The organism is Eikenella sp. NML99-0057 (assembly GCF_001648535.1).
Classification (GTDB): Bacteria; Pseudomonadota; Gammaproteobacteria; order Burkholderiales; family Neisseriaceae; genus Eikenella; species Eikenella exigua.
The window spans coordinates 247706-271507 of sequence record NZ_LXST01000001.1 but is presented as its reverse complement, the minus strand read 5'-3'; the positions used below and the strand labels follow the sequence as shown (position 1 = coordinate 271507).

Annotated in this window: 39 protein-coding genes and 1 pseudogene; 21 read left to right on the top strand and 19 right to left on the bottom strand. The window is 57.2% G+C overall.

Annotation, left to right across the window (positions count from 1 at the left end; all coding sequences use genetic code 11):
• Nucleotides 1–42 precede the first annotated feature (42 nt).
• Complete coding sequence (locus tag A7Q03_RS01365; RefSeq protein WP_067446681.1) at nt 43–543, bottom strand: hypothetical protein; 501 nt, start codon at nt 541–543, stop codon at nt 43–45.
• A gap of 231 nt (nt 544–774) precedes the next feature.
• Here A7Q03_RS01365 and A7Q03_RS01360 point away from each other — a divergent pair, with 231 nt between their 5' ends.
• The 4 genes and pseudogenes from A7Q03_RS01360 to A7Q03_RS01345 form a co-directional block, all read left to right on the top strand.
• On the top strand, nt 775–1185 hold the full coding sequence (locus tag A7Q03_RS01360; RefSeq protein WP_193563033.1) for an RNA-binding S4 domain-containing protein: 411 nt from the start codon (nt 775–777) through the stop codon (nt 1183–1185).
• Between the two features lie 84 nt (nt 1186–1269).
• Nucleotides 1270–2022, top strand: a complete 753-nt coding sequence (locus A7Q03_RS01355; RefSeq protein WP_067446678.1) for an SIMPL domain-containing protein — start codon at nt 1270–1272, stop codon at nt 2020–2022.
• A gap of 145 nt (nt 2023–2167) precedes the next feature.
• Nucleotides 2168–3019 (top strand): neutral zinc metallopeptidase, encoded by an 852-nt coding sequence (locus A7Q03_RS01350; RefSeq protein WP_067446676.1) that lies wholly within the window; start codon nt 2168–2170, stop codon nt 3017–3019.
• A 394-nt stretch (nt 3020–3413) separates the two neighbouring features.
• Nucleotides 3414–4258: pseudogene (locus tag A7Q03_RS01345) on the top strand (aminotransferase class IV); the annotation flags it as partial.
• A gap of 136 nt (nt 4259–4394) precedes the next feature.
• On the opposite strand, the gene A7Q03_RS01340 reads toward A7Q03_RS01345, so the two are convergent.
• From A7Q03_RS01340 to A7Q03_RS01265, 18 genes are all read right to left on the bottom strand, one after another.
• Nucleotides 4395–4880, bottom strand: coding sequence for a phage virion morphogenesis protein (locus A7Q03_RS01340; RefSeq protein WP_067446674.1), 486 nt, complete (start codon nt 4878–4880; stop codon nt 4395–4397).
• A complete protein-coding gene (locus A7Q03_RS01335) occupies nt 4873–5082 on the bottom strand; it encodes a hypothetical protein (protein WP_151085987.1) in 210 nt (69 codons plus the stop codon). Before A7Q03_RS01335 ends, A7Q03_RS01340 begins: the two co-directional genes overlap by 8 nt.
• Nucleotides 5083–5087: 5 nt before the next feature.
• A complete protein-coding gene (locus tag A7Q03_RS01330; protein WP_067446672.1) occupies nt 5088–5993 on the bottom strand; it encodes a phage minor head protein in 906 nt (301 codons plus the stop codon).
• A complete protein-coding gene (locus A7Q03_RS01325) occupies nt 5990–7483 on the bottom strand; it encodes a DUF935 domain-containing protein (protein WP_067446670.1) in 1494 nt (497 codons plus the stop codon). The genes A7Q03_RS01330 and A7Q03_RS01325 overlap by 4 nt, the downstream gene beginning before the upstream one ends.
• Nucleotide 7484: 1 nt before the next feature.
• Nucleotides 7485–8786, bottom strand: a complete 1302-nt coding sequence (locus A7Q03_RS01320) for a terminase large subunit domain-containing protein (RefSeq protein ID WP_067446668.1) — start codon at nt 8784–8786, stop codon at nt 7485–7487.
• Nucleotides 8783–9334, bottom strand: coding sequence for a DUF3486 family protein (locus A7Q03_RS01315; protein ID WP_067446666.1), 552 nt, complete (start codon nt 9332–9334; stop codon nt 8783–8785). The genes A7Q03_RS01320 and A7Q03_RS01315 overlap by 4 nt, the downstream gene beginning before the upstream one ends.
• Before the next feature lie 2 nt (nt 9335–9336).
• Complete coding sequence (locus tag A7Q03_RS01310) at nt 9337–9642, bottom strand: hypothetical protein (RefSeq protein ID WP_009425424.1); 306 nt, start codon at nt 9640–9642, stop codon at nt 9337–9339.
• Nucleotides 9639–9962, bottom strand: a complete 324-nt coding sequence (locus tag A7Q03_RS01305; RefSeq protein WP_064104242.1) for a hypothetical protein — start codon at nt 9960–9962, stop codon at nt 9639–9641. Before A7Q03_RS01305 ends, A7Q03_RS01310 begins: the two co-directional genes overlap by 4 nt.
• 2 nt (nt 9963–9964) lie before the next feature.
• Entirely contained in the window at nt 9965–10174 is a 210-nt protein-coding gene (locus tag A7Q03_RS01300; protein ID WP_231881751.1) for a TraR/DksA C4-type zinc finger protein, read from the bottom strand.
• Nucleotides 10174–10377, bottom strand: coding sequence for a hypothetical protein (locus A7Q03_RS01295; RefSeq protein WP_064087582.1), 204 nt, complete (start codon nt 10375–10377; stop codon nt 10174–10176). Before A7Q03_RS01295 ends, A7Q03_RS01300 begins: the two co-directional genes overlap by 1 nt.
• Nucleotides 10361–10762: a hypothetical protein gene (locus A7Q03_RS01290; protein WP_067446662.1), complete on the bottom strand. Its 402-nt coding sequence runs from the start codon at nt 10760–10762 to the stop codon at nt 10361–10363. The genes A7Q03_RS01295 and A7Q03_RS01290 overlap by 17 nt, the downstream gene beginning before the upstream one ends.
• A complete protein-coding gene (locus tag A7Q03_RS01285; protein WP_067446660.1) occupies nt 10740–11006 on the bottom strand; it encodes a hypothetical protein in 267 nt (88 codons plus the stop codon). Before A7Q03_RS01285 ends, A7Q03_RS01290 begins: the two co-directional genes overlap by 23 nt.
• Nucleotides 11003–11182, bottom strand: a complete 180-nt coding sequence (locus A7Q03_RS01280) for a hypothetical protein (protein WP_067446658.1) — start codon at nt 11180–11182, stop codon at nt 11003–11005. The genes A7Q03_RS01285 and A7Q03_RS01280 overlap by 4 nt, the downstream gene beginning before the upstream one ends.
• Complete coding sequence (locus A7Q03_RS01275) at nt 11179–11709, bottom strand: N-acetylmuramoyl-L-alanine amidase (protein ID WP_067446656.1); 531 nt, start codon at nt 11707–11709, stop codon at nt 11179–11181. The genes A7Q03_RS01280 and A7Q03_RS01275 overlap by 4 nt, the downstream gene beginning before the upstream one ends.
• 100 nt (nt 11710–11809) lie before the next feature.
• On the bottom strand, nt 11810–12400 hold the full coding sequence (locus tag A7Q03_RS09645) for a hypothetical protein (protein WP_081253947.1): 591 nt from the start codon (nt 12398–12400) through the stop codon (nt 11810–11812).
• Between the two features lie 20 nt (nt 12401–12420).
• Nucleotides 12421–12792: a hypothetical protein gene (locus tag A7Q03_RS01270; RefSeq protein ID WP_156502921.1), complete on the bottom strand. Its 372-nt coding sequence runs from the start codon at nt 12790–12792 to the stop codon at nt 12421–12423.
• A gap of 19 nt (nt 12793–12811) precedes the next feature.
• Complete coding sequence (locus A7Q03_RS10035) at nt 12812–12976, bottom strand: hypothetical protein (RefSeq protein WP_156502920.1); 165 nt, start codon at nt 12974–12976, stop codon at nt 12812–12814.
• An 18-nt stretch (nt 12977–12994) separates the two neighbouring features.
• On the bottom strand, nt 12995–13375 hold the full coding sequence (locus tag A7Q03_RS01265; RefSeq protein ID WP_064104180.1) for a helix-turn-helix domain-containing protein: 381 nt from the start codon (nt 13373–13375) through the stop codon (nt 12995–12997).
• 108 nt (nt 13376–13483) lie between these two features.
• Between A7Q03_RS01265 and A7Q03_RS01260 the strand changes: the two genes are divergently transcribed.
• The 17 genes from A7Q03_RS01260 to A7Q03_RS01185 all read left to right on the top strand — a co-directional run bounded on the left by A7Q03_RS01260 (nt 13484) and on the right by A7Q03_RS01185 (nt 23781).
• A complete protein-coding gene (locus tag A7Q03_RS01260; protein ID WP_064104181.1) occupies nt 13484–13675 on the top strand; it encodes a DNA-binding protein in 192 nt (63 codons plus the stop codon).
• 11 nt (nt 13676–13686) lie between these two features.
• Entirely contained in the window at nt 13687–13974 is a 288-nt protein-coding gene (locus A7Q03_RS01255; protein ID WP_064104182.1) for a winged helix-turn-helix domain-containing protein, read from the top strand.
• 34 nt (nt 13975–14008) lie between these two features.
• Nucleotides 14009–14854, top strand: a complete 846-nt coding sequence (locus tag A7Q03_RS01250) for a hypothetical protein (protein WP_067446652.1) — start codon at nt 14009–14011, stop codon at nt 14852–14854.
• Between the two features lie 3 nt (nt 14855–14857).
• A complete protein-coding gene (locus A7Q03_RS01245; RefSeq protein ID WP_156502919.1) occupies nt 14858–16636 on the top strand; it encodes a DDE-type integrase/transposase/recombinase in 1779 nt (592 codons plus the stop codon).
• Nucleotide 16637: 1 nt separating this feature from the next.
• Nucleotides 16638–17777: an ExeA family protein gene (locus tag A7Q03_RS01240; protein ID WP_067446650.1), complete on the top strand. Its 1140-nt coding sequence runs from the start codon at nt 16638–16640 to the stop codon at nt 17775–17777.
• Nucleotide 17778: 1 nt separating this feature from the next.
• Nucleotides 17779–17922 (top strand): hypothetical protein, encoded by a 144-nt coding sequence (locus tag A7Q03_RS10030; protein ID WP_023888069.1) that lies wholly within the window; start codon nt 17779–17781, stop codon nt 17920–17922.
• A gap of 5 nt (nt 17923–17927) precedes the next feature.
• Nucleotides 17928–18203, top strand: a complete 276-nt coding sequence (locus tag A7Q03_RS01235) for a hypothetical protein (RefSeq protein WP_067446648.1) — start codon at nt 17928–17930, stop codon at nt 18201–18203.
• A gap of 278 nt (nt 18204–18481) precedes the next feature.
• Entirely contained in the window at nt 18482–18631 is a 150-nt protein-coding gene (locus A7Q03_RS10025) for a hypothetical protein (protein ID WP_156502918.1), read from the top strand.
• Nucleotides 18628–19134 (top strand): hypothetical protein, encoded by a 507-nt coding sequence (locus A7Q03_RS01225; RefSeq protein ID WP_064087594.1) that lies wholly within the window; start codon nt 18628–18630, stop codon nt 19132–19134. Before A7Q03_RS10025 ends, A7Q03_RS01225 begins: the two co-directional genes overlap by 4 nt.
• 9 nt (nt 19135–19143) lie before the next feature.
• Nucleotides 19144–19560, top strand: a complete 417-nt coding sequence (locus A7Q03_RS01220) for a hypothetical protein (RefSeq protein ID WP_064087595.1) — start codon at nt 19144–19146, stop codon at nt 19558–19560.
• The gene (locus tag A7Q03_RS01215; protein ID WP_179946230.1) at nt 19547–20158 is read left to right on the top strand and encodes a DUF3164 family protein; all 612 of its coding nucleotides are present in this window, start codon (nt 19547–19549) and stop codon (nt 20156–20158) included. Before A7Q03_RS01220 ends, A7Q03_RS01215 begins: the two co-directional genes overlap by 14 nt.
• A gap of 2 nt (nt 20159–20160) precedes the next feature.
• Entirely contained in the window at nt 20161–21048 is an 888-nt protein-coding gene (locus A7Q03_RS01210) for a recombination-associated protein RdgC (RefSeq protein ID WP_067446644.1), read from the top strand.
• Between the two features lie 4 nt (nt 21049–21052).
• Nucleotides 21053–21250 (top strand): hypothetical protein, encoded by a 198-nt coding sequence (locus A7Q03_RS01205; RefSeq protein ID WP_067446642.1) that lies wholly within the window; start codon nt 21053–21055, stop codon nt 21248–21250.
• Nucleotides 21251–21298: 48 nt separating this feature from the next.
• On the top strand, nt 21299–21574 hold the full coding sequence (locus A7Q03_RS01200; RefSeq protein ID WP_067446640.1) for an HU family DNA-binding protein: 276 nt from the start codon (nt 21299–21301) through the stop codon (nt 21572–21574).
• Nucleotides 21575–21631: 57 nt separating this feature from the next.
• Nucleotides 21632–22108 (top strand): gp16 family protein, encoded by a 477-nt coding sequence (locus A7Q03_RS01195; RefSeq protein WP_067446638.1) that lies wholly within the window; start codon nt 21632–21634, stop codon nt 22106–22108.
• Complete coding sequence (locus A7Q03_RS01190) at nt 22105–22476, top strand: Mor transcription activator family protein (protein WP_023888052.1); 372 nt, start codon at nt 22105–22107, stop codon at nt 22474–22476. Before A7Q03_RS01195 ends, A7Q03_RS01190 begins: the two co-directional genes overlap by 4 nt.
• Nucleotides 22477–22677: 201 nt before the next feature.
• Complete coding sequence (locus tag A7Q03_RS01185) at nt 22678–23781, top strand: 2-oxoacid:acceptor oxidoreductase (protein WP_067446636.1); 1104 nt, start codon at nt 22678–22680, stop codon at nt 23779–23781.
• The last annotated feature ends 21 nt before the right edge of the window (nt 23782–23802 follow it).

Sequence of the window (23802 nt, the reverse complement as noted above, 5' to 3'; positions counted from 1 at the left end):
TTCCATAAAATGTGTTTGATTCAAATTGGTGCGGGGCAGATATCAAACTTCGCCCGCCTGCTGCACAATCTTCGCTAATTTCAAAGTATTTTCAAGCTGTTGCAGCACGGTATCGTCGTAGGCTGCGCCTTTGCCGGTAACGGCCAGCTGCAGGATGCTGTCGGTGAGGCGGACGATGCGCCACATCAGCTCGCGCTCGTATTGCTTCAAATCGGCTTCCTGCGCGTTTTCCGGCAGGTCGGTGGCCAGCGTGGCGGCCAGGTCGGGCAGCTGCTCGAACAGCCGCGCCACAATGTGCGAATGGATGCCCCGTTCTTTCTCGGCGTGCAGCACGTCGCGCCGGGCTACCTGAAAAAACTGCTCCTGTGCAGCCAGTGCGGTGCCGTAATCGTGGGTTTGGCTGTGGGCAAGCCGCGCCTGTGTAAGCAGCTCACGAATTTTCTCTGAAGGCGTATTCGCGCCTTCTATTTTTAATTCAGCAATAAAATCTGCGTCTTCCTGCGATATTCGCACGCTAATCGGAATTCGGTTGGCAGCAGCCATATGCAATCACCTCTCTTTTTGTATTCATTTGTATTCAAATATATCTAAAATGATTTCTCTACGCAATATTTTTTGTACCATCTCTCAATAACAATAAACCAACACAATGATAATAAATATAAAAATATTACGAATACATTTGCATACATACCACATACAAATCCAACCGCCAGCCGTTAGCCGCATTCCCGGCCTTTGGTATAAAATAGTCGCTTGAACACGGAGGCAACTATGGCAGGCAAAAATTCACACGACGAACACCACATGCGGCTCGACAAATGGCTGTGGGCAGCACGTTTCTTCAAAACGCGCGGCATGGCGCAGAAACACATCGAGCTCGGGCGCGTGCTGGTGAACGGTGCGAAAGTGAAAAACAGCAAAAACATCGAGCCAGGCGACACCATCAACCTCACGCTCAACTCCCTGCCCTACAAAATCACCGTGCTCGCGCTCAACCACCAGCGCCGCCCCGCCCCCGAAGCACGCTCCCTCTACGCCGAAGACAGCGCCACCGCCGCCAAACGCGAAGCGCAAAAAGCGCTCGACCAGGCCAGCCGCATCAGCGCCGCCTACCCCGACGGCCGCCCCACCAAACGCGACCGCCGGGAGCTGGACAAACTCAAACGCGGCTGGCAGGAATAGCATCAAAGGCTACCTGAAAATCCGTCTATACCTTTTCAGGTAGCCTCCGCCGACTCTCTTCCACCAAGCGCAAAGGAAAGCATTATGTCCACAGAAAAAGCCCTCTCCGGCAGTGTTAAAGCCCTCGGTGCCCTACTCGCCATCGGCCTCGTGGCCGCAGCCTTCGTGTTGGGCGGCCAGTTTAAAAATTTCCGCCAGCCCGGCACGATCACCGTAAAAGGCCTGGCCGAACAAAACTTCCAGTCCGAGCGCGCCCGCTGGAACACCGCCGTGAGTGTACACGGCGCCAGCTATCAGGAAGTGCTCGACCGTCTGAACCAGCAACGCCCCAAACTCGAACAATTCCTGCGCAGCCAAGGCTTTGATGCAGCCGAGATCCAAACCGCTGCTCCCGAAATCAGCCCCGCCTTCTTGGTGGAACACGATGCCCACGGCAACGAAATCCGCACCCCCAACGGCTACAACGGCAAGCAGCAGCTCACCGTGGCCAGCAGCAAACTCGACCGCATCCAAAGCGCCTACCAAAACATCCTCGCCCTGCGCGCCGGCAACGACGCCATTGATTTCGAGGCCCCGCAATACCTGCTCGGCAACCTCGAAACCATCAAACACAGCCTGATTAAGCAGGCCACCGAAGACGCCCGCCGCCGCGCTGCCGAATTCGCCTCCACCGGCGGCGGCAAAGTCGGCGCCATGCGCTCCGCTTCGCAAGGCTCGTTCAATATCTATGCTGACAGTGGCAGCAGCGGCGACGACGAATATGGCGGCAGCTACGATAAAACCACCGTCGGCAAACAAGTGCGTTTAGTCGTAACCATCGAATACGCCATCGAATAAATCCACGCCGCACACGCCAAGGCTACCTGAAAGCACCGGCTTCAACGAAGCTAAAACCAGCGAAGCAAGTTTCTAATCTCCGCATGCTTTTCAGGTAGCCTGTTATATAATTGCCCTAAACCACACCAACCCAAGGAATTCCAATATGAAACTCGACAATCAACGCAGCAGCAGCAACATCGAAGACCGTCGCAGCCTTGGCGGCGGCAGAGGTGGCGGAGGCGGCGGCAAAATGGGCCTTGCCGGCCTGATTATCGTGCTCATCGGCGCCTATTACGGCGTGGATTTGAGCGGCCTTACCGGCGGCGGCATGCAGATGCCGCAGATGCAACAACAGCAGCAACGCACCATCAGCCCCGAAGAAGAGCAGCTGGCGCAGTTCTCCTCGCAAATTCTCGCCACCACCGAAGACGCCTGGGGCGAATATTTCCGTAGCCAAGGCCGGCAATATGTGCAGCCGAAAATGGTGCTCTACCGCGGCAGCACCCCCACCGCCTGCGGCACCGGCCAATCCGCGATGGGCCCGTTCTACTGCCCGGCCGACCAAAAGGTTTACCTCGACCTCTCGTTCTACGACGACATGAAAAACCAGCTCGGCGCAGCGGGAGATGCAGCCTTTGCCTATGTGATTGCCCACGAAGTCGGTCACCATGTGCAAAACCTCGACGGCACCATGGAGCGCGTAAACCGTGCCCGCGCCCGCATGAGCGAGCGCGATGCCAACCACCTCTCCGTGATGGTGGAGCTGCAGGCCGACTGCCTGGCCGGCGTGTGGGCCAACCGCGCGCAAGCACGCCAGCTGTTTGAGCAGGGCGACTTGGAAGAAGCCTTCAACGCCGCCGAAGCCGTGGGCGACGACCGCCTGCAACAACGCAGCCGCGGCTACGCCGTGCCCGACAGCTTCACCCACGGCACCTCCGCCCAACGCCTGCAATGGTTCCGCCGCGGCCTGCAAAGCGGCGACCCGGCGCAATGCGACACCTTCTCCTCCCTGTAAGCGCCAGTCCAATACCAAAAGGCTACCTGAAACGGTGTATTCCGATTTTCAGGTAGCCTTTTGCATTAGGGCAATGCGGTGAATACCGAAGCTTCTGGCGCTGCTTTCCATTGAGTGTGTGCACCCTACAAAACCTTCTCCCCAACACTCATCGGAACAACACACCCCGCTTAACGCAATTTGCTATTTAATTCCAAACCTGCGCCCCAATCCGACAAGCAGGCTACCTGAAAACCCGTCTGCGGGGCGTAAACGCCTTGATGGCGGGTTTGCTTTTCGCAGAAACCGTTGTTCAGGTAGTCTTCTTGGATGCAATTTTTGGCACAAAAGGCTTGTCAAACGCTTTGCTTCAAGAATATCTTTGGCGCCTTAGCACAAATCACAAAGAAATATCATGGAAAAAGCAGTTCCTGCCGTTTTCGGCAGCGTTTTCCACCGCGAGAGCCGGTGTTGGTTTTTTCCAATGGCGCATGGCAGCCGATGCGCCGGCAGTCTTCCGATTCGCTCTCCCTGCCATCAGCCAAGCAGCCTGCATTACGGCAGTGAGTGCTTTGAAGGGCTGAAGGCCTTCCACCAGTAAAATGGCTGTATCGTTATCTTCCATCTGGAGGTGAATATCGCCTGTATGCAGCAGAGTACGAAACTGTTGGAACTGCCTGTGCCGGATGCGCCCGCCGCCATGTATCTGCGCCCACGCTTATCGGCACCGACCCGGCAATCGGCAAGGCCGGCGTGGGCTCGTCTTCGGCCATGCTGTATATCTTGGCTTCGCCGGTGGGCGACTATTTCAAAGTGGGTTCGCCGATGAAGCTGTTGGTGGAAACCGAACACATCCGCTGTGCACCGCACAGGGGCCGGGTGAAATGCGGTAGCAACTATACCTCCGCACTGCAAAACGTGGTGCGCGCCCGAGAGCAATACGGCGCCAACCAAGCGTTGTTCTGCCCGAACGGCGACGTGCAGGAAACCGGCGCGTCCAACTTTGCGTTGATTAATGGCAACGAAATCATCACCAAGCACCCACCCACCGAAGAATTCCTGCACGGTATAACCCGCGATTCCGTATTGCATGTAGCCGCCGATTTGGGCAACAAAGTGAGTGAGTGCAATTTCACCGTGGCCGAATTGCAAGCAGCGGCAGAAAACAGAGCAGAAGCCACTCTCACCGGCACGGCAGCCGTGGTGTCGCCGGTTACTTCCTTTGTTATCAATGGAAAGGAAATCGTGCTGCAAAGTGAAACCCAGTGAGATAAATATAAGGGGTCTGTGAGATAAATGGGATTAAGTTGGATGAGGATGGATGAAGGGGGATGGGAAATTTGTAACAACGTTGCACTGGGTGCAACAAAACGGAGCGGGCGGATTTGCCCGCTTTTTATTTTCGGACACCCCGTGCTAAAGCATCGAGGGCGACATCCAGCAGACGAGATTCGGCGCCAGCCTGAAGTGTACCGCCTTTGCTCATCGGCAGGTAGGGGCGTGCTGGGATTTTGACTTGTTTGACCCTGCGGAAGCCGTCACCGACTTTGAATACCAGATAGGGTTTGTTTTTGGCTTTGACTGTGCCGCCGAACTGGTGGATGGCGGCGTAGGGTTTGTTGGTGCCGATGCGGGCGAAGTTGCTGCCGGAGGCAGTGTGGATGCTGGCGGCCAGCTGCCCGCTCTGTTGCAGGATTTTGCCGCCGCGCGCATTGGCCGGCCATTTTTTCCCGCCCCAGCTTTCGGATTCGAAGTTGTCTTCGGTGATGCTGAGCAGTTCGGCGGCAATGACCCGCATCATCGGGCGCGGGTGGCGGGCGTTGTGCAATAACTGCCCAAGGCCGCGTTGCAGGTCGCTGTCGTCCAGGCTGATTTCAAGCATCGTCTTCCTCCCCGGGTGCGCGTTCCAGCAGTTCGTAGTTCAACACCTCGGCCAGCCCCTGCATGATGACGAATGCCTGATGTCCGTCCAAACGGACGGTCAGGCCGTTATAGCTCAATAAAATGGAACTCAAATCGTATGCACGGTCGACTTGTACATCGCCGCTATGCTCGTCATCGGGATTCCAGTCTAGATACACCATAGCCATCACCCCCTCAATAATTGCAGCACCCAAGCCAATTGGGCGGCATTGAGCGAGGATTTGAAACGCTCGTTGCCCATCATCTGCCGCAGCGCCACACGGGCAATATCAGGATGGGCGGCCTGCGCCTTATCCACCGCCACCGAAGCCATGCGCGAGAGCATGGCTTTGCCTTGGTTGGCATTGAAGCCGGCATTGGGGGCGACGAATTTGCCGTTAATGCGGATGCCGGTGCGCCGGGCATGGCGTTCTTCGCCGGTATATTGGTTGACACCAATGTCCACGGTTTGGGTTTCCAGCTGCGGGCTGGGTTTTACCCGGTCTGCCCCACGGCTGCGTGATAAGGGTCGAACCCGGCAGCGGCAGCGGTAGTCCAAGGGCGGATACAGGCTGTCCCACACCGGGTCGTCGGCGGCATAAACGCTGCCGTGCAGCAGGCGGTGGGTCTCGCGGGTGCGCTCGTCGTTGACTGCCACGTATTCCCAGTAAGGGTGGGTATCTATCGCATCCATCATCTCGGCATAACGCCCGGCCATATAGGCCGACTGCATATTGGTCAGGTAGATGGTTTTCAGGCGGTGCGGGCTGCCTAGGCGCACGGTTTGGATTTCGCCGGTGTCCGGGTGCGGCACGTCCTGCCTGCCCCACCAGCCTTTGGCCTGCAATACCGGTGTCAGCTGCTCGCTGAACTGTTCCAAGGTCTGCCCGCTTTCGGCGGCTTTGACCACGGCGGCATAGATATCGCCGACCACATCCATGCCGGCGGTTTTGGCCACGGTGAAGGCGGTGGCATGCGCATCGTCCAGCATGTCCTGCCAGTCCCACGATACGTTGATGCCTTTTTGCTGCAGATAGGCTACGGCGGCTTCGGGCTGCATGCCGAAGACGGCTTTGATGTCTTCGGGGTTCATTCGGCCAGCTCCTCAGCAGCTTCCACCCTGCCGACCAGTTCGGCCAGGAAGATTAAGCGTGCCAATTCCTCTTGAAGCGCGGCATCATCCATATTCGGATAAGCGGCGGTCAGCCTGTCCAGTACCGCTTCGGGCGTAGCCGCCCCCTGTTTCAGGCTGCCGATTAGCGCATCGGTTAATGCCTGCCCCTGTGCGTTGAGGCTACCTGAAAGCGGGACGAGGGTATCGATGACCAAGCCGGCATCGGCAGCCGGCCGGTGTTCGGCGAAGTCGGCCAAAGGTGACGCCGGCGTCGCATTTGGCGGAGAGGCTACCTGAACAATATCGTCGTCGCTCAGGTTGTAGGCGCGTTTCCAGTAGCTTTCGGATAATCGGACACCGCAGCCGGTCAGGATTTGGTCGCGTTCGGCCAAGGTCTTGTCGCCTGCTTCTTCGGTATATAGCACGAACTGCGGGCGCGGGGTGTCGGCAGCGAAGTTGAAACCGCAGATCCAGTCGATGAGCTGGTTCAGGCAGCCTTCGACGATGCGGCAGTCGTTGTCCCGAATATCCTTGGTTACCTCCAATCCGGCGGTAGCGCTGGCGTGGGTGCTGTCTTTCTCGGTGGTCTGGTCTTGGCCGAGCAGCGCAATGGCAATTTCGGAGCGGCAGTAGCGGATAAAGCGGTCATACACATCGGCACTGCCCTGTTTGCCCGCCGCCTCTTTGATTTCGACACTGCTGTCATCGGGAATAGTGGCCACCGAGTTGCCGATTAACTGTTCCAGCGCATCCAGCAGGCGGTCGGTGTCTTGGTCGGTATTGCTGCGCGGCTCGCGGCCGATGATCCACGGTGCGCCGAACTTCTCCGAGAACTCCGCCCAGAATTTCAGGCCGCCGCGTTTGAAGATGGTCGGCCAGTAGATGCAGGATAAATCGCCGATACCGTAGGGGTTGATGTAGCTGGCATTGTGGGTCGGGCACAGGAATTTGAAGGCCGGTACCGGTTCGTCGTTCAGGCTACCTGAAAGGCGGAAGCGCAGCTGCCCGTCTTGGTCGAACTGAAACCACTCTTGCGGCTTGGCCACAATCTCGGACGGCAGCCACAGGCTGCCCCGCTGCCAGACGATTTCCAAGGGCTGATAGCCGTACAGGGTGGCATCTAGGATTTGGTTGATCAGGCGGTACAGGTCAAAACCGGAGAACAGCTCGGCAATGGTGTCGCAGACCGTGTCAGGCGCACCGTTGGCTTCGATGCGCCATTCCATGCCGGCCACCGCCGACTTCCGGCGGCGCACATGGCCGGCGACAATCGGGTCGGACAGCAGCTCGCGGTAAACAGAGATGTCACGCCCGAGTTTTTTCAACACGGGGTCGGGATTGGGCAGATAGCCGCCGAAACCGCCGATGCCCCAAAAGCGTTGGGCAACGGCGAGGTGGGCGGTCAGGTCGGCGGGTTTGAGGGTAACCGCGCCGTTGGCGGTTTTGAGTTTGAAGTGGGGTTTGGCCATATCAGTATCCTCGGGTTAAGGGGCTGCGGCGGCGGATTTTACGGCTGGCCACACGTACCGGGCCGGTCTCACCATCGGCGGCATTGAGGGCAAGAAAGCACGCCCAAGTTCGGTCGGCGTGGCCGTTGGCATCGGATTCGGCCACAAAACGCGGTGCGCCGGTGGCGGAGGTGGTTTTTTGCAGCTTGTGCAGGTCGCTGCGCAGGTGTTGGTCGATAGGGATACGGATTTTCTTATCTTCGAACGCCTCTTTGCCGATGGTGGCCAGCGCCAGTTTGGAGGCGGTATTGAACAGCACGCCTTCTACCCGGCTCTCTCCATGGCGGCGTTGCGCGTCTTCCACCGGCTTTTCGCCCATGCCGGTTTTATCCATGCAGCAGCGCAGTACGCGGTAGCGTTCGAATACCTCGTCCAGCAGGACGTCCTGCTCGGCGAAGCTGGCACGGCGGCGGGTAATCAGTTCGCGCGTCCACATCACGTCGCCCACCTGCTCTAACACCCAAATCACAAATAGGTCGTTGCGGATGCCGATATCGACGCCGACATAACAAGGATTGCCGGTGTAGTTTTCAGGTAACCCGGCCTGCTCGTCTTCCACCCCGTGAATCAATTCATAAGACAGCCAGGCACTGGCCTCGTCCAGCCATTGCAGCTCAAACTCCTGCGCCCAGGCATCGTCATCGTTCAGGCCGGCTTTCAATTGTTCGATATCGCGCGGTAGGCCGTCGGCCACCGCCTGATGGATATCGACGATGTGGCGGCTCCACTCTTTGTTCTTCTCGTCGGTAACCAGTTCGTAGAATTTGTTACCCTTGCCGTTGGGCGTGGACACCACGCGCAACTTCCAGCCGGCGGAGATAACGGGGAACAGGGCTTTCCAGATTTCGCGGCTGTCTTTGTGGAAGGCGAACTCGTCGAGAAACACATTGGCCGAAAAGCCGCGGGCGGTGTCGGGGTTGGCGGGCAGTGCGGTAATCTTGCTGCCGCCGGGCAGCACCACTTCTAGGGCATTGGTGGTGGAGTCGAATGGTACCTGCATCACTTCGCAGGCCACGCCGGCCGCTTCCAGATGGCGTTTCACGCCTTCGTTCATTGCTTCTTTCGCCTGCCGCTCACCGCGTGACAGGATGACCCAGCGCGTGCGTTTGCCTTGTGATTCCGCATCTAAGCAGTCCAACACGATTTCCAGCGTGGTGGTAAAGGTTTTGCCCGTCTGGCGGGCAAACATACCGACTTTGAAGCGGCTGTGGTCGGCCAGCCAGCGTTGCTGGTAGGGATAGAGGGTTAAGGCCGGCTGTGTCATGAAAACACCCCGTATACTTCCTGCCTGATGCGTTTGAGTGTTTCCGGGTCAAGGCCGCTGTCCTGCTTGGTCGATTCGGCTTCGAGCGCAGCAAACTTGGCATCCATCTTCTCTTTCAGGTTGCTCTGCCATTGCTTCAGGCGGGTGCTGGCCGAAGTGAGTGCCGAAATCTTTTTGGCTGCCTCCGACATCATGCCGAAGCGGTCAACCACATTCAGTTCGGTATCCGGTATCTCGCCAATAGCGACCAATGCATCGAACAGCTCAGTTTGCAACATCGCCATCAGGGCTTCGGAACGGGTGTCGCCTTCGTCGGATGCGCCCTCGGCAATCAGACGGGCGGCTTCGGTGCTGGCCTTGATGCTGGCAAATCGGCGCTCGACCTTTTGGCCGTAGCGGTGTACGGCCGCACGGCTGATTTCGTAACCCTGTTCGTTCAGCCATTCGGTCAGCTCGGTATAGTTGCCGAACGCATTGGCCGCCAGCCGGCGTTCGAACTCGTGGCGGACATCGTCCGGCAACAGGGCAATGGTGCTGCGGCGTGCCATGATCAACCCTCCCAGTATTTGTCCGGTCGGGCGATGCCGGGCTGGCAGTCGATGGTGTACTCGGCCAAGTCCACACCGAGCCGGGTCAGGTCGGCAAACCACATGCCGGCAGGCTGCTTGGTCAGATCGATCAGGCGGCGGTCGCTCAGGTATTCGAGCTGCTGGCGCAGCTCCAATGCGGTGGCATCGGGATAAATGCCGCGCATCACGTCCAACAGAAACACTTCGCTGGAGGTGTACGGCCGGGCTTTGTTCAGGGTGTTGATCAGATGCCAGCGCATCCCTTCCCTGCGGGCTTTATCGTTCATTTCTTTTGGCTTTCTATTTTGTACAGATCGGTTAGTGTGTGCTGGATGCTGTCCATCTTGGCTTCCAGCACGGCTTGGTTGCGGATGTAGTCTTCGCGCAGGACATACTTTTCCGGCAGGATGGCCTTTTGCTCGGCGAACTGGTTGTCCATGCTTTCCAGCTTTTGCTGCATGGTCTCAAACTGCCGCTGCCGCTCGGCCTGCTGGTTTTGAAACTGCGCCAACAACATCTTGCCGAAGCCCCAGCACACGCCGAGGAAAGAGAGCAGGAAGCCGACCAGCTGCCAGAACTCAATGCTGATAAAGGTTTTGTTTTCCATCATTATGGGTATCCGATTTCTTGGTATGCCTGGCAGCCCACGCATCGGGTACAGCCGGGGACGGCCAGGCGGCGACGTTTGGGGATGCGGGCACCGCAATCCACGCAGTACAAGAGCGAGGTAGCGGCCGGGTTTTCAGGTAGCCTGATTTGGCGTAGTGCCTCCTCACGCACCAGTTCCTCCTGCTGGGTGGCTCTGTCTGAAATATCCATTACTGCTTGCTCCGATACCATTCCTGCCACCCGCGTACTTGGGTGTCTCTTTTTCCGCACCATGCGCCGTAGTCGGCGGCGTGATTGAGCAAATCGGTGGGGCTGCCTGAAACCGGCGGCGCCGGGCGCGGATGCTCGGCCAACAGTTCGGCAGCGGCGGGCGGCAGCACCGGGCGCTCCACCACCTTAATCGGTGTAGCCAAGGGCTTGTTTGTAGAGCTGCAGGCTGCCAGCGCCAAGGCCGCTGTAACAACGGCCGCTGCTTTGATCGTTTTTGACTGCATTTGCTATCTCCTGTTTGATGCGTGTGGTTTGGGTGTCCAATTGACGGGTGGTTTCAGCCAGCTTGGCCGATTGCTGCTGCGCGAAGTCGTGCCACTTCTGTTTTTCCGCGCTGACTTCGGCCAGCTTGGCGCTGTAGGCTTGTTCGGCGGCCAGCGCCTGCTCGGTATGACGCTGCTGCAGCTGTGCGATTTCGCCGCGATAGATACGGCGGGCGTGGGTGTAGCCCGCTCCGTATACGCTGGCCAATGTCAGGCCGATGCCGAGTGCGTACAGCAAAGATTTATTCGTCGGTAGCATCCACATTTTGATCTCCCTGTTGTTTGATCTGTTCCAGCTGCGGGATGATGGATAGGCCGCGCTTGATGAGGGCGTAGCCGCCCACAATGCAGCCGTAGCTCCACCACATCCACTCCACCGGTTCGGGTGTCATGACAAATTTGTAAGTCATCACGGCGTAGGCCACGTTGGCCCATACCTTGGTGTGGCTGGCTTGGCCGCTGGACGGGTTGGTAAACGCGCCGGCCAGCCAGTTTTTAAGGCTATTCATCTTCCAGCCTTTCTACGCCGTTTGGCGGCGCGTCTGGCGGCAGCCACACCGCTGCGGCGGCCGCTAAGCGGGTAGCTGACTGAACCGATCGAATATTCCAGCCGGGGTGCGGAATGGGTCAGGCTCGGCAACACGGCAGACAGTGCCAGCGCCACCAATGCTTTTTTCTCTTTCATGCTTTGACCTCTTCGGCAATAGCGTTAGCGATGGCTCGGCAGATGCTCCATTTGGTTTGTTTCCATTTAGCAAGGTCGCCATCATTAGAGATAAAGAACGGCTCGAGGATGATGCCGCCGGCTTGGGCGTAGGCCAGACGGCTATGTTGGCCGGCATTGTCGGGTTTGTAGCCGTCTTCGCCGCGCAGCTTCCAACCTGTGGCCTGTTCCACGGCACGGCACAGGCGCTGGCAAGCGGCTTTGTTTTTTGGGGTGGATAAGGCTTCAATGCCTGTCGCGGTTTTATTGAGTGCCGCATTGGTGTGGAACTCGACGGCCAAGCGGCTGCCTTTAATGAGTTTGACTGCCTCCCGCAAAGGCAGATTGCCCTTGCCCTCGCCATCGGTCTTGACCTCCAAGCCGAAGTCGGTGCGGAGGATGGAGGCGACGATGTTGCGCATGTCTTGGGCGATGTCGGCCTCGCGGTCGCTGCCGTTGACGGCGCCGGGGTCGGTGTTACTGTGTCCTGCGGTAATAGTGATATACATAAAAAAATCCCTGCATCGGTGTTGATGCAGGGATTGTGGCTGATGGGGGTGTCGGGGGTCTTTTAAACGGGTTTAAAAAACGTTTTGTGGCAAATCATGTTTATTGCGCCCTAGCTGTTAATACCACGCTGGGCAAATTAGTTACTGTTACTTTGTATGCCACGCCACCACGTGCAAAATTTCTAGTCGAATCATGCCTGTCATTGTGGCTTTGGATGGCTATCTTTATTTGATCGGAAGTGTCACTTTGCAATGTTCGGTCTTCTGGTGCTGTGGCGGCAATTAAGGCTGCTGCTGCGGTTAGCAGCTTACCTGCTTTTGCTTTATTTTCATCACTATTCCAAACGACCCGTACCTCTGTAATTTTATTATCAGTCGTTGTTGAAATTTGGACTGACAAGCCATCTGAAAAATTATGATAGCCTCTCTTGCCACCATCGTTACTATCTGAGAATACAACAGATTCAGGAATAGATAATCCTGTTTCAGCCGTTCTCAATGCGTTATTAGCAACTGCCCTGTAAGCTGCATAACCCAAATCCATTGAAGGGATGCTGATGGTAGGGCTGTCTGAGGCTGATACCTGTGATGCTGGCATCGGCTGTTCTGATGAATTGTTAGAGGTTGTCGGCTCGTTACTACATGCAGATAAAATAAATAAAACAATCATTAAACTGGAAAATCTTTTCATAGCTTGAACTCCTTCTCACCCTATCCAAATCGCTTTGCTATAAAAAACCACAAGAAAAGCCAAATAATCAATAATGATGCCAGCTTCACTCCAATCTCTAGCAAGCCCCGCTTAAGTTTTTGCTTCTTCCTATTTTTATTATTGATATAGCTATAGATTTCTTCAAGCTGCTCCACAGTTAAAACCTTTAAGAGTGAGGAACCATGCTTTTTCTCCGCATATTTCTTGGCTTCTTTGTCTTGTGGAGGTGGCAAATCTAAAATCATTTTAATCAGCTGATTACGTTTCTTTTCCTGCAATCTTTCTTGTTTGTAATTTTCTATTTCAAGTAACGCATCTTGATATTTATCAGCCAGTATATGCCGACAACGTGATACGCCGAAAGCCCTCATAAGGTGGCGGTAGGTCTCTTTAAGCACTGGCAAAACCACACTGTTCCAAGTCTTCTACTTTTTCTTTGATGGCTTGCCATTGTAAAGCAGTGAGTTGCTCTGTTGATTTGCTGCCATTAACGATGTTTACTGACCCCGATTGGATAAGTTGGTCAACATCTCCTTCAATCTTGATATTTCCCAATTTGCGTTCCTTGCAGTCTTATTTTGTTGTTTTCTTGAAATTGATTTCGGCATGATCTCCAGCTTGGATTTGTTGGCCTACATTGCCTGCCACGAAGGTCTGCATGGGCTGGATACCTTGCAGCATGAATTGGCGTATTTGCGGGCTGGCTGCGCGAAAGGCTGCCAGTAAGTGCTGCTCTTCATCATTGATGGCCTGAGCTGATCGGATGCCTAAAACCACATATTGGATATCAACACCAATTTTTGCGACTGCAGCCAAATACTCGGCATTCGGGTACGACTCGTTGTTCTCATATTTCAGCTGGGCTTGCTTCCTCACTCCTCCTACTGCCCCCATAGCTGTCTGATTTAAACCAATCTTTTCCCTTTCTTCCCGCAGTCTCTGGCCGATAGACACGTCAAACCTCCAAAGTATGAAAAAAAATACTTGACTGGTACGTTTTTTCGTACCATAATCTAGCCATGTTCTAGCAAAGTATTTTGCCACAAATAAGGATAAAGCAACATGAAAAAAGTAAAGACCCCTGAGCAGGTCAAAGCAGAATTCCACCGAAAAGGATGGACATTTTCGGGCTGGGCAAGACAGAACGGATATCGAGAGCAAGAAGTCTACCGTGTCTTGAATGGCTTCACTAAAGGCAAGTATGGAAAAGCTCACGAAATTGCGGTGAAGCTCGGGTTGAAAGCTGCAGCATAGGGAGGCATGGAATGGCAAGCAGTAAAGGAACTAGGATTTTAAAAGTATTCAAAGCATTAGATGCACATCCAATTATCGGAATCAGCAATAAGGAGATTTCAGACGGCCTCGGTATTTCCCCTTCATATGTAAGCCGGGATTTGGAAGATCTGATTGAGGAGGGGCTGGTGGTCAAACTGGATAACGGCAATTTTTCCTACAGTATCAAAACGCTTCAGATTGCTGAGGGCTTCAGACGGCAAACTGAATATTTGAGAGGCAAGCTGGAAGAAACCGACCAGCGTGTGAACAGATTTTGAAAAGTGACGCTGGCGTCACTTTTGGAGAACCAACATGAGCAAAGAAATTATCGAACACGACACCCTTAATATGGCAGCCAACCACGCGGCGATGAACAGCGTGATGGTGATGGAACAATGGGGGAATGGCGAGAGTTACAACGAGGAACGATGGGTGGAGCGTGCTAGGCAAGCGGCACGTAAGACCTTGGAAGGAATGTTTGAGCTAGGGCGGGCTTTAATTGTGCTGAAAGAGCACACGGAGCATGGCCGATTCCGCGAGATTGCAGAAGAAGAATTAGGACTGCACTACCGTGAGACTGCCCGTTTAATGAATGCGACCCGCCGCTTTGCTACACCACAAATGCAGAAAGCTGCACCAAAGTTGATGGAGCTGGGTAAATCCAAACTGCTGGAGCTGCTGGTAGAAGAGGATGAGGCGATAGTCGATTTAGCTGACGGCGGCGACATCAATGGTCACACGTTGGACGACATTGACCGCATGACCCGCAACGAACTCCGCGCCGCCCTGCGCGAAAGCCGCGACACCGCCGAGGCCAAAGACAAAATCATCGCCGACAAAAACAAGAAGGTGGACGAGCTGGCCGAAAAACTGGCCAAGAAGCAGACGGGCAAAGAGCCGAGCCCCGAAGACGTGGGCAGCGAGCTGACCATGCAGCTCTCCAGTCTGGAAGTGGCCGCCCGCAGCGACTTGAGCCGCTTTGCCGAGGTCTTCGAACAGATGCTGGCACACGGCGAAGCCAACGGCTACGACCACCGCCCGCAGATGGTGGCGGCCATCAACCAAATCATCCGCGATGCCGAAACCCTGCGCGAACGCTTTACCCTGCCGCAGGAAGCGCCGACCAACGCCAAGCCGGAATGGCTGGACGGGGAGTAAACCATGAATCCTGCATTGACCGAGAAACTGGCTGCCGTGGCCGCTCATGCAGCCACCCTTGGCCACGGCGAGAAGGCAGGCTACCTGAAAAGCCAGGCGGCCGAGCTGGGCATCAGCGTGGCCACGCTGTACCGCAAGCTGGAAGCGGTCAGTGTGAAGCCCGGCCGCAAACGGCGCAGCGATGCCGGCCGCTCGGAATTAAGTCTGCACGAGGCACAGCTGATTTCGGCCGTGCTGATGGAGGCGATGCGGCGCAACGGCAAACGGCTGATGTCGGTAGCCCGCGCGGTGGAGATGCTGCGCGCCAACGGCAAAATCGACGCCGCCCGCGTGGATGAGGAAACGGGGGAGGTGCTGCCCTTGTCCGAGAGCACGGTTACCCGCGCCCTACGCGAATACAAGCTGCACCCCGACCAACTGCTGCAGCCCGCGCCGGTAAAACGCATGAAATCGGAACACCCGAACCACTGCTGGCAAATCGACCCCAGCCTGTGCGTGCTCTACTACCTGCCGCGCAGCGGCGAGGACAGCGGCCTGCGGGTAATGAAGCAGGAAGAGTTCTACAAAAACAAACCGAAAAACGTGGTCAAAATCGAAAACGACCGCGTGTGGCGCTACACCGGCACCGACCACGCCAGCGGCACCATTCTCGCCCGCTACTACTTCGGCGGCGAGACCAGCGCCAACCTGTGCGACTTCTTTATCTTCATGATGCAGGAGAAACAGGATGTCTTGAAAGACCCGTTCCGCGGCGTGCCGCGCATGGTGATGCTCGACCCAGGCAGTGCGAATACCTCGGCAGCGTTTAAAAACCTGTGCAAGTCGCTGGACGTGCATGTGCAGATCAACAAGCCGGGCAACCCGCGCGCCAAAGGACAGGTGGAAAAAGGCAACGACATTGTGGAAACGGCGTTTGAAAGCAGCCTGCGCTTTACCGAGGTGCACGACATCGGGCAGCTGAACCGCCTGGCCGAACGCTGGATGCGTTACTACAACGGCACGCAGATTCACAGCCGACACGGCCTGACCCGCTATCAGGCGTGGAACAAAATCAAGGCCGAGCAGCTGATTCTGCCACCGCCTGCCGACTACTGCCGCGAGCTGGCCGTTTCCGCACCGAAAGAAGCCAAGGTGTCGCCCGATCTGGAAATCCGCTTCGGCGGCCGGGTGTACAGCGTGAAAGACATCAAGGGCGTGCTGGTGGGGCAGAAACTGCTGGTGGCCAAGAACCCGTGGGAGCCGACCGGCGCACGTATCGCCACTTACGACAGCGAAGGCAACGAAATCTGGCAGGCGGTGCCGGAGGTGGTGTTCGACGAGATGGGCTTCAGAGCCGATGCCGCCGTAATCGGTGCGGAATACAAAGGGCAGGCCGACACCATCGCCCAAAGCCACGCCAAGGAACTGGACAAGCTGGCGATGCAGGCCGACACGTTGGAAGCGGCAGCGGCCAAACGCAAAGGCAAGGCGGTGCCCTTCGGTGGCGAAATCGACCCGTTCAAACATCAGGAAGACACGCTGGCCGCCGCCAACACCCTGTATATGCCCAAGCAAGGGCAACAGATGGCCTACAACACGATGGAAGTCCGCGAGCAGGTGTTGAGCAAGGTCGAGCTAGCCAAGCTGCTCAAACCGCGCATCGAAGCGGCCGGCGGCAACTGGGGCGAGGCGGTGAAAACCCTGCAACGGCTGTATCCGGACGGGGTGGCCGCCAGCCAGATCGAAGAAGTATTCGGCCGCCTGAAAACCGCAGGCAGCCTGCGGATTGTGAAAGGGGCATGAGATGAAGGAAGCATTTAGAAGAATCGGCAAATCGTACGCCGTGGCCGCCGCCGAAATCGGCTGCAGCAAGCCCAGGTTGGTGGCGGTAATCAACCACGGCGAATGGCCGAAAAAAGGCGCAGCCGAGCTGCGCGGGAAACTGAGAGACTTTTTTAAACTGAATGGTGCGGACATCCCAGCGAGCCTGAGAAACGAGCCGGAAACCGCACCTGCCCACCCTAATGAAAGCGAGGACGACGATATGTTACTACGAAAAGCCACTTTGACCCAAGCCACCCGCCGTTATTTCGGCCTGGTACGAGACCCATTCAACGATGAAATCAGGTCGGCAGAGGATGTGTATATGACCCCTGATGTGCGCTATGTACGCGAGGCAATGTTTCAGACGGCCTGCCACGGCGGCTTTGTGGCGGTGGTCGGCGAAAGCGGCGCGGGCAAGTCCACCCTGCGCGAAGACCTGCAAGACCGCATCAACCGTGATGGCAGGCAGGTTATCACCATCGAACCGTATGTGCTGGCGATGGAAGACAACGATGTGAAGGGCAAAACCCTGAAAGCCGCGCACATTGCCGCCGCCATCTTGGAAGCCGTATCGCCCGGCACACGACCCTACCGCGATTCGGAAGCACGTTTCCGCCAAATCCACCGCGCCCTGCAGGAGAGCGCGAAGGCGGGCAACAAACATGTGCTGATTATCGAAGAGGCACACGGCCTGCCGATTCCCACCCTGAAGCACCTGAAACGCTTTTTTGAGTTGAAAAACGGTTTTGACCGCCTGCTCGGCATCGTACTAATCGGCCAGACCGAACTGGCGCAAAAGCTCAGCGAAAACAACCCGGCGGTGCGCGAAGTGGTACAGCGCTGCGAGGTGGTGACACTCTTGCCGCTGACCGACGGACGGCTGGCAGGCTACCTGAAACACAAAATCGAACGTGCCGGCGGCGACATCACCAAAATTATGGACGAGAGCGCGATTGACGCGGTGGCCGAACGGCTGACTGTGCGCGGCCGCAGCGGGCGCGGGGTGGAAGAGCACAGCCTGCTCTACCCGCTGGCGGTGAACAACTTGGTATCGGCGGCCATGAATCAGGCGGCCGAGCTGCAGATGCCGGTAGACGGCGACATGGTAAGGGGGGTGTGAGATGAGTGCATTTTGGAACTGGTTTGTACAGGCAAGCTGCTGGCAGGTGCTCGGCAACGCGCTGACTTTGGCGCTGGCGCTGGTCATCATCGGCATCGGTATCGGCGAAGCGGTGCGTTATATCCGCATCAGTTGGAAAGGATAACAACCATGTGGCCGGAATTAAAAAACGTTGCCCGCCGCGAAGCTCGGAACTGGTTGATTGCCGCCATCGTGGCAGTGGCCTATGCCGCCATGGCCGGCAGCTGCACCCCGCAGCCGGCAGCCCATCGGCAGCTGGTGGGACAGCCGGATACGGCAGCGGCACGGCTGGCAGCCAAAGAGCGGCAGGCCGAGAGCGAGGCCGCCGAAGCGGCAGCAGTGTACGAGCGCATGAGCGATCAAGAGCGGGGGCGTGGGATTGTGTATGACCCGGTGGAGGAATAACGATGAACTGCAATTGTCTAGAAACATACCTTGAAAAAATACAGAAATCTTTAGAGGCCGAAGGTCGGGTAGTCAGTGTCAAACCTACCTTTGTACAGACGGGCTTCCGGATGCCGGATTTGTCTGTTGTGACCTATACCCAAGTGGAGTGGGAAGAAACCGTTACCCGGAAGAATGGGAAACAGAGCAGTAAAAAAATGAAGACATCAGTTACTCATAGCTACTGCCCATTCTGCGGCACAAAAATCCAACCTGCCAAGCAGAAGGAGGAATAAGACATGGTGACCGTAGCAAAAGTTATCTGGTATTTGGCCAGCATCGTCTCCGGCGTGTTGGTGCTGACGGTGGCGGCTATGCTACTGATAGTGGTGTGTATGGCCGCCTTTAACCGATACGACGACATCTTTATCAACCGGGAGGGCAAATGAAAACCCGTTGCCCCTGCTGCGGCGCCACCGCCAGCCTTGAGGTGCTGATTACCCACGACGAGGCGCGCAGTCTGATGGTGGCGCTGGCCGGTATCTCCGACGAGCTGGCTAAAGCCGCGCTGCGCTATCTCGGCCTGTTCCGCCCGGGCGAGCGCGACCTGAGCTGGGCGCGGGCGGCCAAACTGCTGGGCGAGCTGGTACCGCTGATTCAGGCGGGTGAGATTACCCGCAAGCGGCAGAGCTACCCCGCGCCGCGCGAGGCATGGATTTGGGCGTTTAACCGCGTTATCGAAGCCCGCGACAGCGGCAAGCTGACCCCGCCCCTGACCAGCCACGGCTTCCTGCTGGAGAACCTGACCTTCTGGACGCCGGACAAAACCGCCGGCACGGCCTTGGCTCCGGCAGCGGATACCGCCCTTTCAGGCAGCCTTAACCCGCAACAACAGACCGCGGCCAGCAGCACCCTGCAAGCGGCCGCAGCCGGTGAGAAGTTTAAGCGATGATGACCCGAAATGATGACCAAAGAAGTAAACAATGCCTTGGTGTCCGGCATCCAGCACATGTTCGCCATGCGGTTGCCTGGGCATCCGCCGCTCGATGCGGCCGACGGGACGTATCAGGCATGGATTGCCGCTTTCGATTCGCTGCCGATTGCCTGGGACGACGAGCGCGACGTACCGCGCATACGACAGGCCTTCGGCGCGTTATGGGCAACCGTAGACCGCTGGCCAACCCCGAAAATGCTGATTGCCTGTATCCCGCCCGTGCCGCCCCCGCCGCAGCTGGAAGCCCCGAAAAAGGTGTGGACGGAAGAGGAAATAGCCAGAAACAAAAAGCGCTTGGCCGAAATGTTAGGCATGCTGGCCGACAAGATGATTGAACGAAACCGATTTTTAGACGATGGAAGGAATGAAGATGAGCCAAATTGATATGAGCCAATACAAGAAGGACGCACGAGGCAATCTGGTGCCGATTGCCAACATCCGCCCGATTGACCTGCTGCGTGACGAGCTGGTGCAGAAGATTACCGCCCGCGCCCGCGCGGTACAGGAAGAGTTGCAGGAATACCGCCGCTGGGCGATGGACGAGATTGCGGCCTTTGCCGAACTCTCTGCCAACCAGTACGGCACCTCGCTGGGCGGCAAGAAGGGCAATATCCGCCTGCACAGTTTCGACGGCCAATACCGCGTGCAGCTGGCGATGCAAGATGCCCTGGTATTCGACGAGGGGCTGGCCGCTGCCAAAGTGCTGATTGACGAATGTATCCGCGAATACTCGGAAGGCAGCCGCCCCGAGCTGCTGGCTATCATCAACGCTGCCTTCGCCACCGACCGCGACGGCAATATCAGCACCGCCCGCGTGCTGGGGCTGCGCCGTCTGGATATCAGCGACGAGAAATGGCAACGCGCGATGGACGCATTGAGCGACAGCCTGCAGGTGCATACCAGCAAGGCCTTTGTACGGGTGCACGAGCGCGATGCCAACGGCGAGTATCGCTTGATGAATTTGGATATCGCGAAGGTGTAATTATGTGGTTTAGTCAATGTACCGTGTTCAGGCTACCTGAAACCCCGAATGCCGCCCTGCTGGCCGATAAATTAGCCGACGCACCCTTTGCCCCGTGCGGTGGGTTAGATTGGTTTACCGAGGGTTTTGCCGCACCGCAGAGCTTCACCCCCGAATTGGTCTTTAAGGTTGAACAAACAATGGGGATTGCGTTAAGGCGGGAGGAGAAGGTATTGCCGGGTAGTGTCATCCAGCGGGCGGTAGGCGAACGGGTGGCACGTATTGAGCAGCAGGAAGGTCGTTCGGTCGGTCGCAAAGAACGGCAGGAATTGAAGGAGCAGGTAACCGATGAGTTGCTGCCGCGAGCCTTTGTCCGCGCCACCCATACCCGTGCACTCTTTGCCAACGGCATGTTGCTGGTGGACAGCGCCGCCGCCTCCAAAGCGGAAAACCTGCTCGCTAAACTGCGCGAAGCCTTGGGTGGCTTGAAAGCCCAGCTGGCGCACACCCGCCAAACGCCATCGGCACTGATGACTGAATGGCTGTTGCGCGGCCATGCCGCTGGACGCTTTGAGTTGGATGACATTGCCTCATTGCGAGGCGCTGGTGATGTACCGCCGGAAATACGCATCAAACGGCAAGACCTGACAGCCGAGGAAGTGGCCAGCCATGTGCGCTGCGGCAAGATAGTGAGCGAGCTAGGCTTGGTTTGGGACGAGCGGGTTGCCTTTGTGCTAACCAGCGAGTTCACGCTCAAACGTATCCAGTATTTGGACGTGCTGCAGGAAGCGGCGGAAAACCACGGCGACGATGCTGCCGACTTGGCCGCTGCTTCGCAGCTCATCGTGTCCACCAACCTGAGCGCCTTAATCGGCGAGCTGGTTGAATTGATGGGCGGTTGGCAGGAGTAACGATATGGCCACCGTAACCATCATGATTGCTGACACCCCGCGCGGGGTCATGCTGAAAATAACGTCAGACGAACGGCTGCCCGAGCCGGGAGAAGACAGCGGCAGCATCGCGCAAAATCTCGGCCTGATTGCGATGGAGCTGATTAAGCAGGAGTTTAAGGCGGTAACCGGCAAGGAGCTCCGGGCGTGTACCGTCCAGTAAGTAATACCGAGCGGCACGGCCTGCCGCAATTTAAACAGGAGTTAAACCATGACTAAATCAGAGTTAATCAAAGCCATTGCCGAACACGGCGAATTGAGCCGGGCCGATGCCGAAATCGCGCTGATGGCCGTGCAACACAGTATCACGGAGGCTTTGGCCAAAGGCGAGCGGATAACCCTGCCCGGCTTCGGGACGTTCAAGGTAATCACGACGGCAGCGCGTACCGGCCGCAACCCGCAAACCGGCGAGCCGGTCGAGATTCCGGCCAAACGCAAAGTGAAGTTTGCCCCGAGCGAGAAGCTCAAAGACTTGGTTAAAGTGTGATGTTCAACCCATGCCGCTGCGATGCGGCAGCATCAGTGGAACATTAGGAGAGTCCAAATGCGTGAACCCAAAGCCCACAAGAAAGCCCGCCTGATTAAGCTCTTGCACGTGGCCAAAAACCAGCTGATGCTGGACGATGCCGCCTACCGCAGGCTGCTGGCCAATGCCAGCGGCGGCAAGACCAGCAGCACCAAGCTGTCGCTGGACGAACTGGAGCTGGCGCTGCGCGGCATGAAGGCGATGGGCTTTGTGGTCACCACTAAGGCGCAGGCTAAGGGTGGCAAGCCTGATATCCCGGTGCGCGAAGCGGCGGCCGGGGTGGACGCGCAAATCAAAAAAATCCGCGCCCTGTGGTTGGAGCTGCACCGCTTGGGCGCGGTACGCAGTCCTTCAGAATTGAGCCTGGCTCGTTTCGTCAGCCGCATGACCGGCGTGGATTATCAGGGCTGGCTGAGTGTGGACGATGCCTCACGGGTGATTGAGCATTTGAAAAAATGGAAACAGCGGGTAACGCGGGAAGGAGCGGGAACATGACGCAGGCAAGGGTGGCCGAGCTGCTGTCCGATTTGGCAGCCAAGGTCGGAGAGGAAGTGCATTCTGCCGGGGTGGCGGACAAAAAACAGGCCAAAACCATCGGTAACCATGTGGCCAAACGTATGGCGCGGGAATGGGGCGGACAGAACCTGTATATCCCGCACGGGGTGCTGTGGGACATCGACGAGCGCGACGTAGAAATCTTTGACAAGTTCGACGGTACCAATCAAAAAGAGCTGGCACGCGAGTACGGGTTTTCGGAGCAGTGGATTTACCGCATCATCGAACGGGTACGACAGGCTAAAATCGACGCCGCACAGCAGGATTTGTTCGATGAAGGGAAAGGCAAAGGGAGTAAAACAGATTAAAACGCGCACAAGGTCGGTCAGGAACGTTCCTGACCGATGTCTTTTTACGGTTTGGTACGTTTGCTTATCCCGCTGCCAGAACGCGCTTAAAACGCAAATTTGGCGATGCCGGCTTCGGAGGTATTTTTTTAAACCCGTTTAAAGGACTTTCAGGTAGCCCATGCCCCATCATTCGCTTAACACGAGTGATGGGGATTTTTTATGTTTGAGATTTTTCGAAGTGGCGAGCGCATCAGCGCCGATGGCAGCCGGTGGAACATCACGGATGCCGACGTACAGCGTGCCGCCGAAGTGTACGACCCGAAGCTGCACGAAGCACCGATTGTCATCGGCCATCCGGCCATGAACGCCCCGGCCTACGGCTGGGTGCCGAAGCTGGCGGCTGACGGCGGCAGCCTGACTGCCGAGTTTGCCCAAATGGATGATGGCTTTGCCGCTGCCGTCCGCGCCGGCCGCTACAAGAAGGTATCCGCCTCCTTTTGGCCGCCCGGCCATCCGAACAACCCGGTGCCGGACAGCTACTACCTGCGCCATGTCGGCTTCCTCGGCGCACACGCCCCGGCAGTCAAGGGGCTGCGGGCGATTGAGTTCGGCGCGGCCGAGGACGGCGTGATTGAGTTTTCCGAGGCGGCACACGGTATCGCCGCCCGGCTGTGGCGCAATATGCGCGAATGGCTGATTGCCCAGTTTGGCCAAGACGCCGCCGACAAGGTGGTGCCGGACTGGGAAATCGAAGGCATCAAGGAAATGGCCGCCCGGCCCGACCTGCCTCCCGACCCGGTGTTGTTTGCCGATCCCCCTCCCACCCCCAACCCAACCGACCATAAGGAGTCTCCCATGTCTGAACAAGACCAAGCCGCCGCACTGGCTGCCGAAAAGGCCGCACGTGAGAAGGCGGAGGCCGATGCCGCCCAGGCCAAGGCCGAATTGAAAAAACTGCAAGACGAACAGGCAAAAGATTTGCGCGACGCGTCGCACAAGCAAAACGCCGACTTTGCCGAGGGCTTAGTAAAAGAAGGCCGCCTGAAACCTGCCGACAAAGCCTTGGTAGTGCAGGTGCTGGATTTTGCAGAGCACCCCGAGCACACCACCGCCGACTTCGGCGAGGGTGAGGCAGCCAAGCCGCTGGGCGCTGCGCTGCGCGAGTTTTTGGCGGCGGTGCTGCCGCAGCAGCTGCCGACCGGGCAGATGGCCAAAGGCAGCCTGAACTTCGCCGAGGGCATGAGCCACCACGAGCGGGCTTTGGCTTTGCAGAAAGCCGAGGGCATCACCTACGAAGAAGCCGCGCGCCGCACGGCAAATTGATTAACCGTTTATCCAGTAAAG

Bases quoted from the DNA above. Each gene is read 5' to 3' on its own strand.
- A7Q03_RS01365 (WP_067446681.1), bottom strand. From the start codon at position 543: ATGGCTGCTGCCAACCGAATTCCGATTAGCGTGCGAATATCGCAGGAA.
- A7Q03_RS01360 (WP_193563033.1), top strand. From the start codon at position 775: ATGGCAGGCAAAAATTCACACGACGAACACCACATGCGGCTCGACAAA.
- A7Q03_RS01355 (WP_067446678.1), top strand. From the start codon at position 1,270: ATGTCCACAGAAAAAGCCCTCTCCGGCAGTGTTAAAGCCCTCGGTGCC.
- A7Q03_RS01350 (WP_067446676.1), top strand. From the start codon at position 2,168: ATGAAACTCGACAATCAACGCAGCAGCAGCAACATCGAAGACCGTCGC.
- A7Q03_RS01340 (WP_067446674.1), bottom strand. From the start codon at position 4,880: ATGCTTGAAATCAGCCTGGACGACAGCGACCTGCAACGCGGCCTTGGG.
- A7Q03_RS01335 (WP_151085987.1), bottom strand. From the start codon at position 5,082: ATGGTGTATCTAGACTGGAATCCCGATGACGAGCATAGCGGCGATGTA.
- A7Q03_RS01330 (WP_067446672.1), bottom strand. From the start codon at position 5,993: ATGAACCCCGAAGACATCAAAGCCGTCTTCGGCATGCAGCCCGAAGCC.
- A7Q03_RS01325 (WP_067446670.1), bottom strand. From the start codon at position 7,483: ATGGCCAAACCCCACTTCAAACTCAAAACCGCCAACGGCGCGGTTACC.
- A7Q03_RS01320 (WP_067446668.1), bottom strand. From the start codon at position 8,786: ATGACACAGCCGGCCTTAACCCTCTATCCCTACCAGCAACGCTGGCTG.
- A7Q03_RS01315 (WP_067446666.1), bottom strand. From the start codon at position 9,334: ATGGCACGCCGCAGCACCATTGCCCTGTTGCCGGACGATGTCCGCCAC.
- A7Q03_RS01310 (WP_009425424.1), bottom strand. From the start codon at position 9,642: ATGAACGATAAAGCCCGCAGGGAAGGGATGCGCTGGCATCTGATCAAC.
- A7Q03_RS01305 (WP_064104242.1), bottom strand. From the start codon at position 9,962: ATGGAAAACAAAACCTTTATCAGCATTGAGTTCTGGCAGCTGGTCGGC.
- A7Q03_RS01300 (WP_231881751.1), bottom strand. From the start codon at position 10,174: ATGGATATTTCAGACAGAGCCACCCAGCAGGAGGAACTGGTGCGTGAG.
- A7Q03_RS01290 (WP_067446662.1), bottom strand. From the start codon at position 10,762: ATGTGGATGCTACCGACGAATAAATCTTTGCTGTACGCACTCGGCATC.
- A7Q03_RS01285 (WP_067446660.1), bottom strand. From the start codon at position 11,006: ATGAATAGCCTTAAAAACTGGCTGGCCGGCGCGTTTACCAACCCGTCC.
- A7Q03_RS01280 (WP_067446658.1), bottom strand. From the start codon at position 11,182: ATGAAAGAGAAAAAAGCATTGGTGGCGCTGGCACTGTCTGCCGTGTTG.
- A7Q03_RS01275 (WP_067446656.1), bottom strand. From the start codon at position 11,709: ATGTATATCACTATTACCGCAGGACACAGTAACACCGACCCCGGCGCC.
- A7Q03_RS09645 (WP_081253947.1), bottom strand. From the start codon at position 12,400: ATGAAAAGATTTTCCAGTTTAATGATTGTTTTATTTATTTTATCTGCA.
- A7Q03_RS01270 (WP_156502921.1), bottom strand. From the start codon at position 12,792: ATGAGGGCTTTCGGCGTATCACGTTGTCGGCATATACTGGCTGATAAA.
- A7Q03_RS01260 (WP_064104181.1), top strand. From the start codon at position 13,484: ATGAAAAAAGTAAAGACCCCTGAGCAGGTCAAAGCAGAATTCCACCGA.
- A7Q03_RS01255 (WP_064104182.1), top strand. From the start codon at position 13,687: ATGGCAAGCAGTAAAGGAACTAGGATTTTAAAAGTATTCAAAGCATTA.
- A7Q03_RS01250 (WP_067446652.1), top strand. From the start codon at position 14,009: ATGAGCAAAGAAATTATCGAACACGACACCCTTAATATGGCAGCCAAC.
- A7Q03_RS01245 (WP_156502919.1), top strand. From the start codon at position 14,858: ATGAATCCTGCATTGACCGAGAAACTGGCTGCCGTGGCCGCTCATGCA.
- A7Q03_RS01240 (WP_067446650.1), top strand. From the start codon at position 16,638: ATGAAGGAAGCATTTAGAAGAATCGGCAAATCGTACGCCGTGGCCGCC.
- A7Q03_RS10030 (WP_023888069.1), top strand. From the start codon at position 17,779: ATGAGTGCATTTTGGAACTGGTTTGTACAGGCAAGCTGCTGGCAGGTG.
- A7Q03_RS01235 (WP_067446648.1), top strand. From the start codon at position 17,928: ATGTGGCCGGAATTAAAAAACGTTGCCCGCCGCGAAGCTCGGAACTGG.
- A7Q03_RS10025 (WP_156502918.1), top strand. From the start codon at position 18,482: ATGGTGACCGTAGCAAAAGTTATCTGGTATTTGGCCAGCATCGTCTCC.
- A7Q03_RS01225 (WP_064087594.1), top strand. From the start codon at position 18,628: ATGAAAACCCGTTGCCCCTGCTGCGGCGCCACCGCCAGCCTTGAGGTG.
- A7Q03_RS01220 (WP_064087595.1), top strand. From the start codon at position 19,144: ATGATGACCAAAGAAGTAAACAATGCCTTGGTGTCCGGCATCCAGCAC.
- A7Q03_RS01215 (WP_179946230.1), top strand. From the start codon at position 19,547: ATGAGCCAAATTGATATGAGCCAATACAAGAAGGACGCACGAGGCAAT.
- A7Q03_RS01210 (WP_067446644.1), top strand. From the start codon at position 20,161: ATGTGGTTTAGTCAATGTACCGTGTTCAGGCTACCTGAAACCCCGAAT.
- A7Q03_RS01205 (WP_067446642.1), top strand. From the start codon at position 21,053: ATGGCCACCGTAACCATCATGATTGCTGACACCCCGCGCGGGGTCATG.
- A7Q03_RS01200 (WP_067446640.1), top strand. From the start codon at position 21,299: ATGACTAAATCAGAGTTAATCAAAGCCATTGCCGAACACGGCGAATTG.
- A7Q03_RS01195 (WP_067446638.1), top strand. From the start codon at position 21,632: ATGCGTGAACCCAAAGCCCACAAGAAAGCCCGCCTGATTAAGCTCTTG.
- A7Q03_RS01190 (WP_023888052.1), top strand. From the start codon at position 22,105: ATGACGCAGGCAAGGGTGGCCGAGCTGCTGTCCGATTTGGCAGCCAAG.
- A7Q03_RS01185 (WP_067446636.1), top strand. From the start codon at position 22,678: ATGTTTGAGATTTTTCGAAGTGGCGAGCGCATCAGCGCCGATGGCAGC.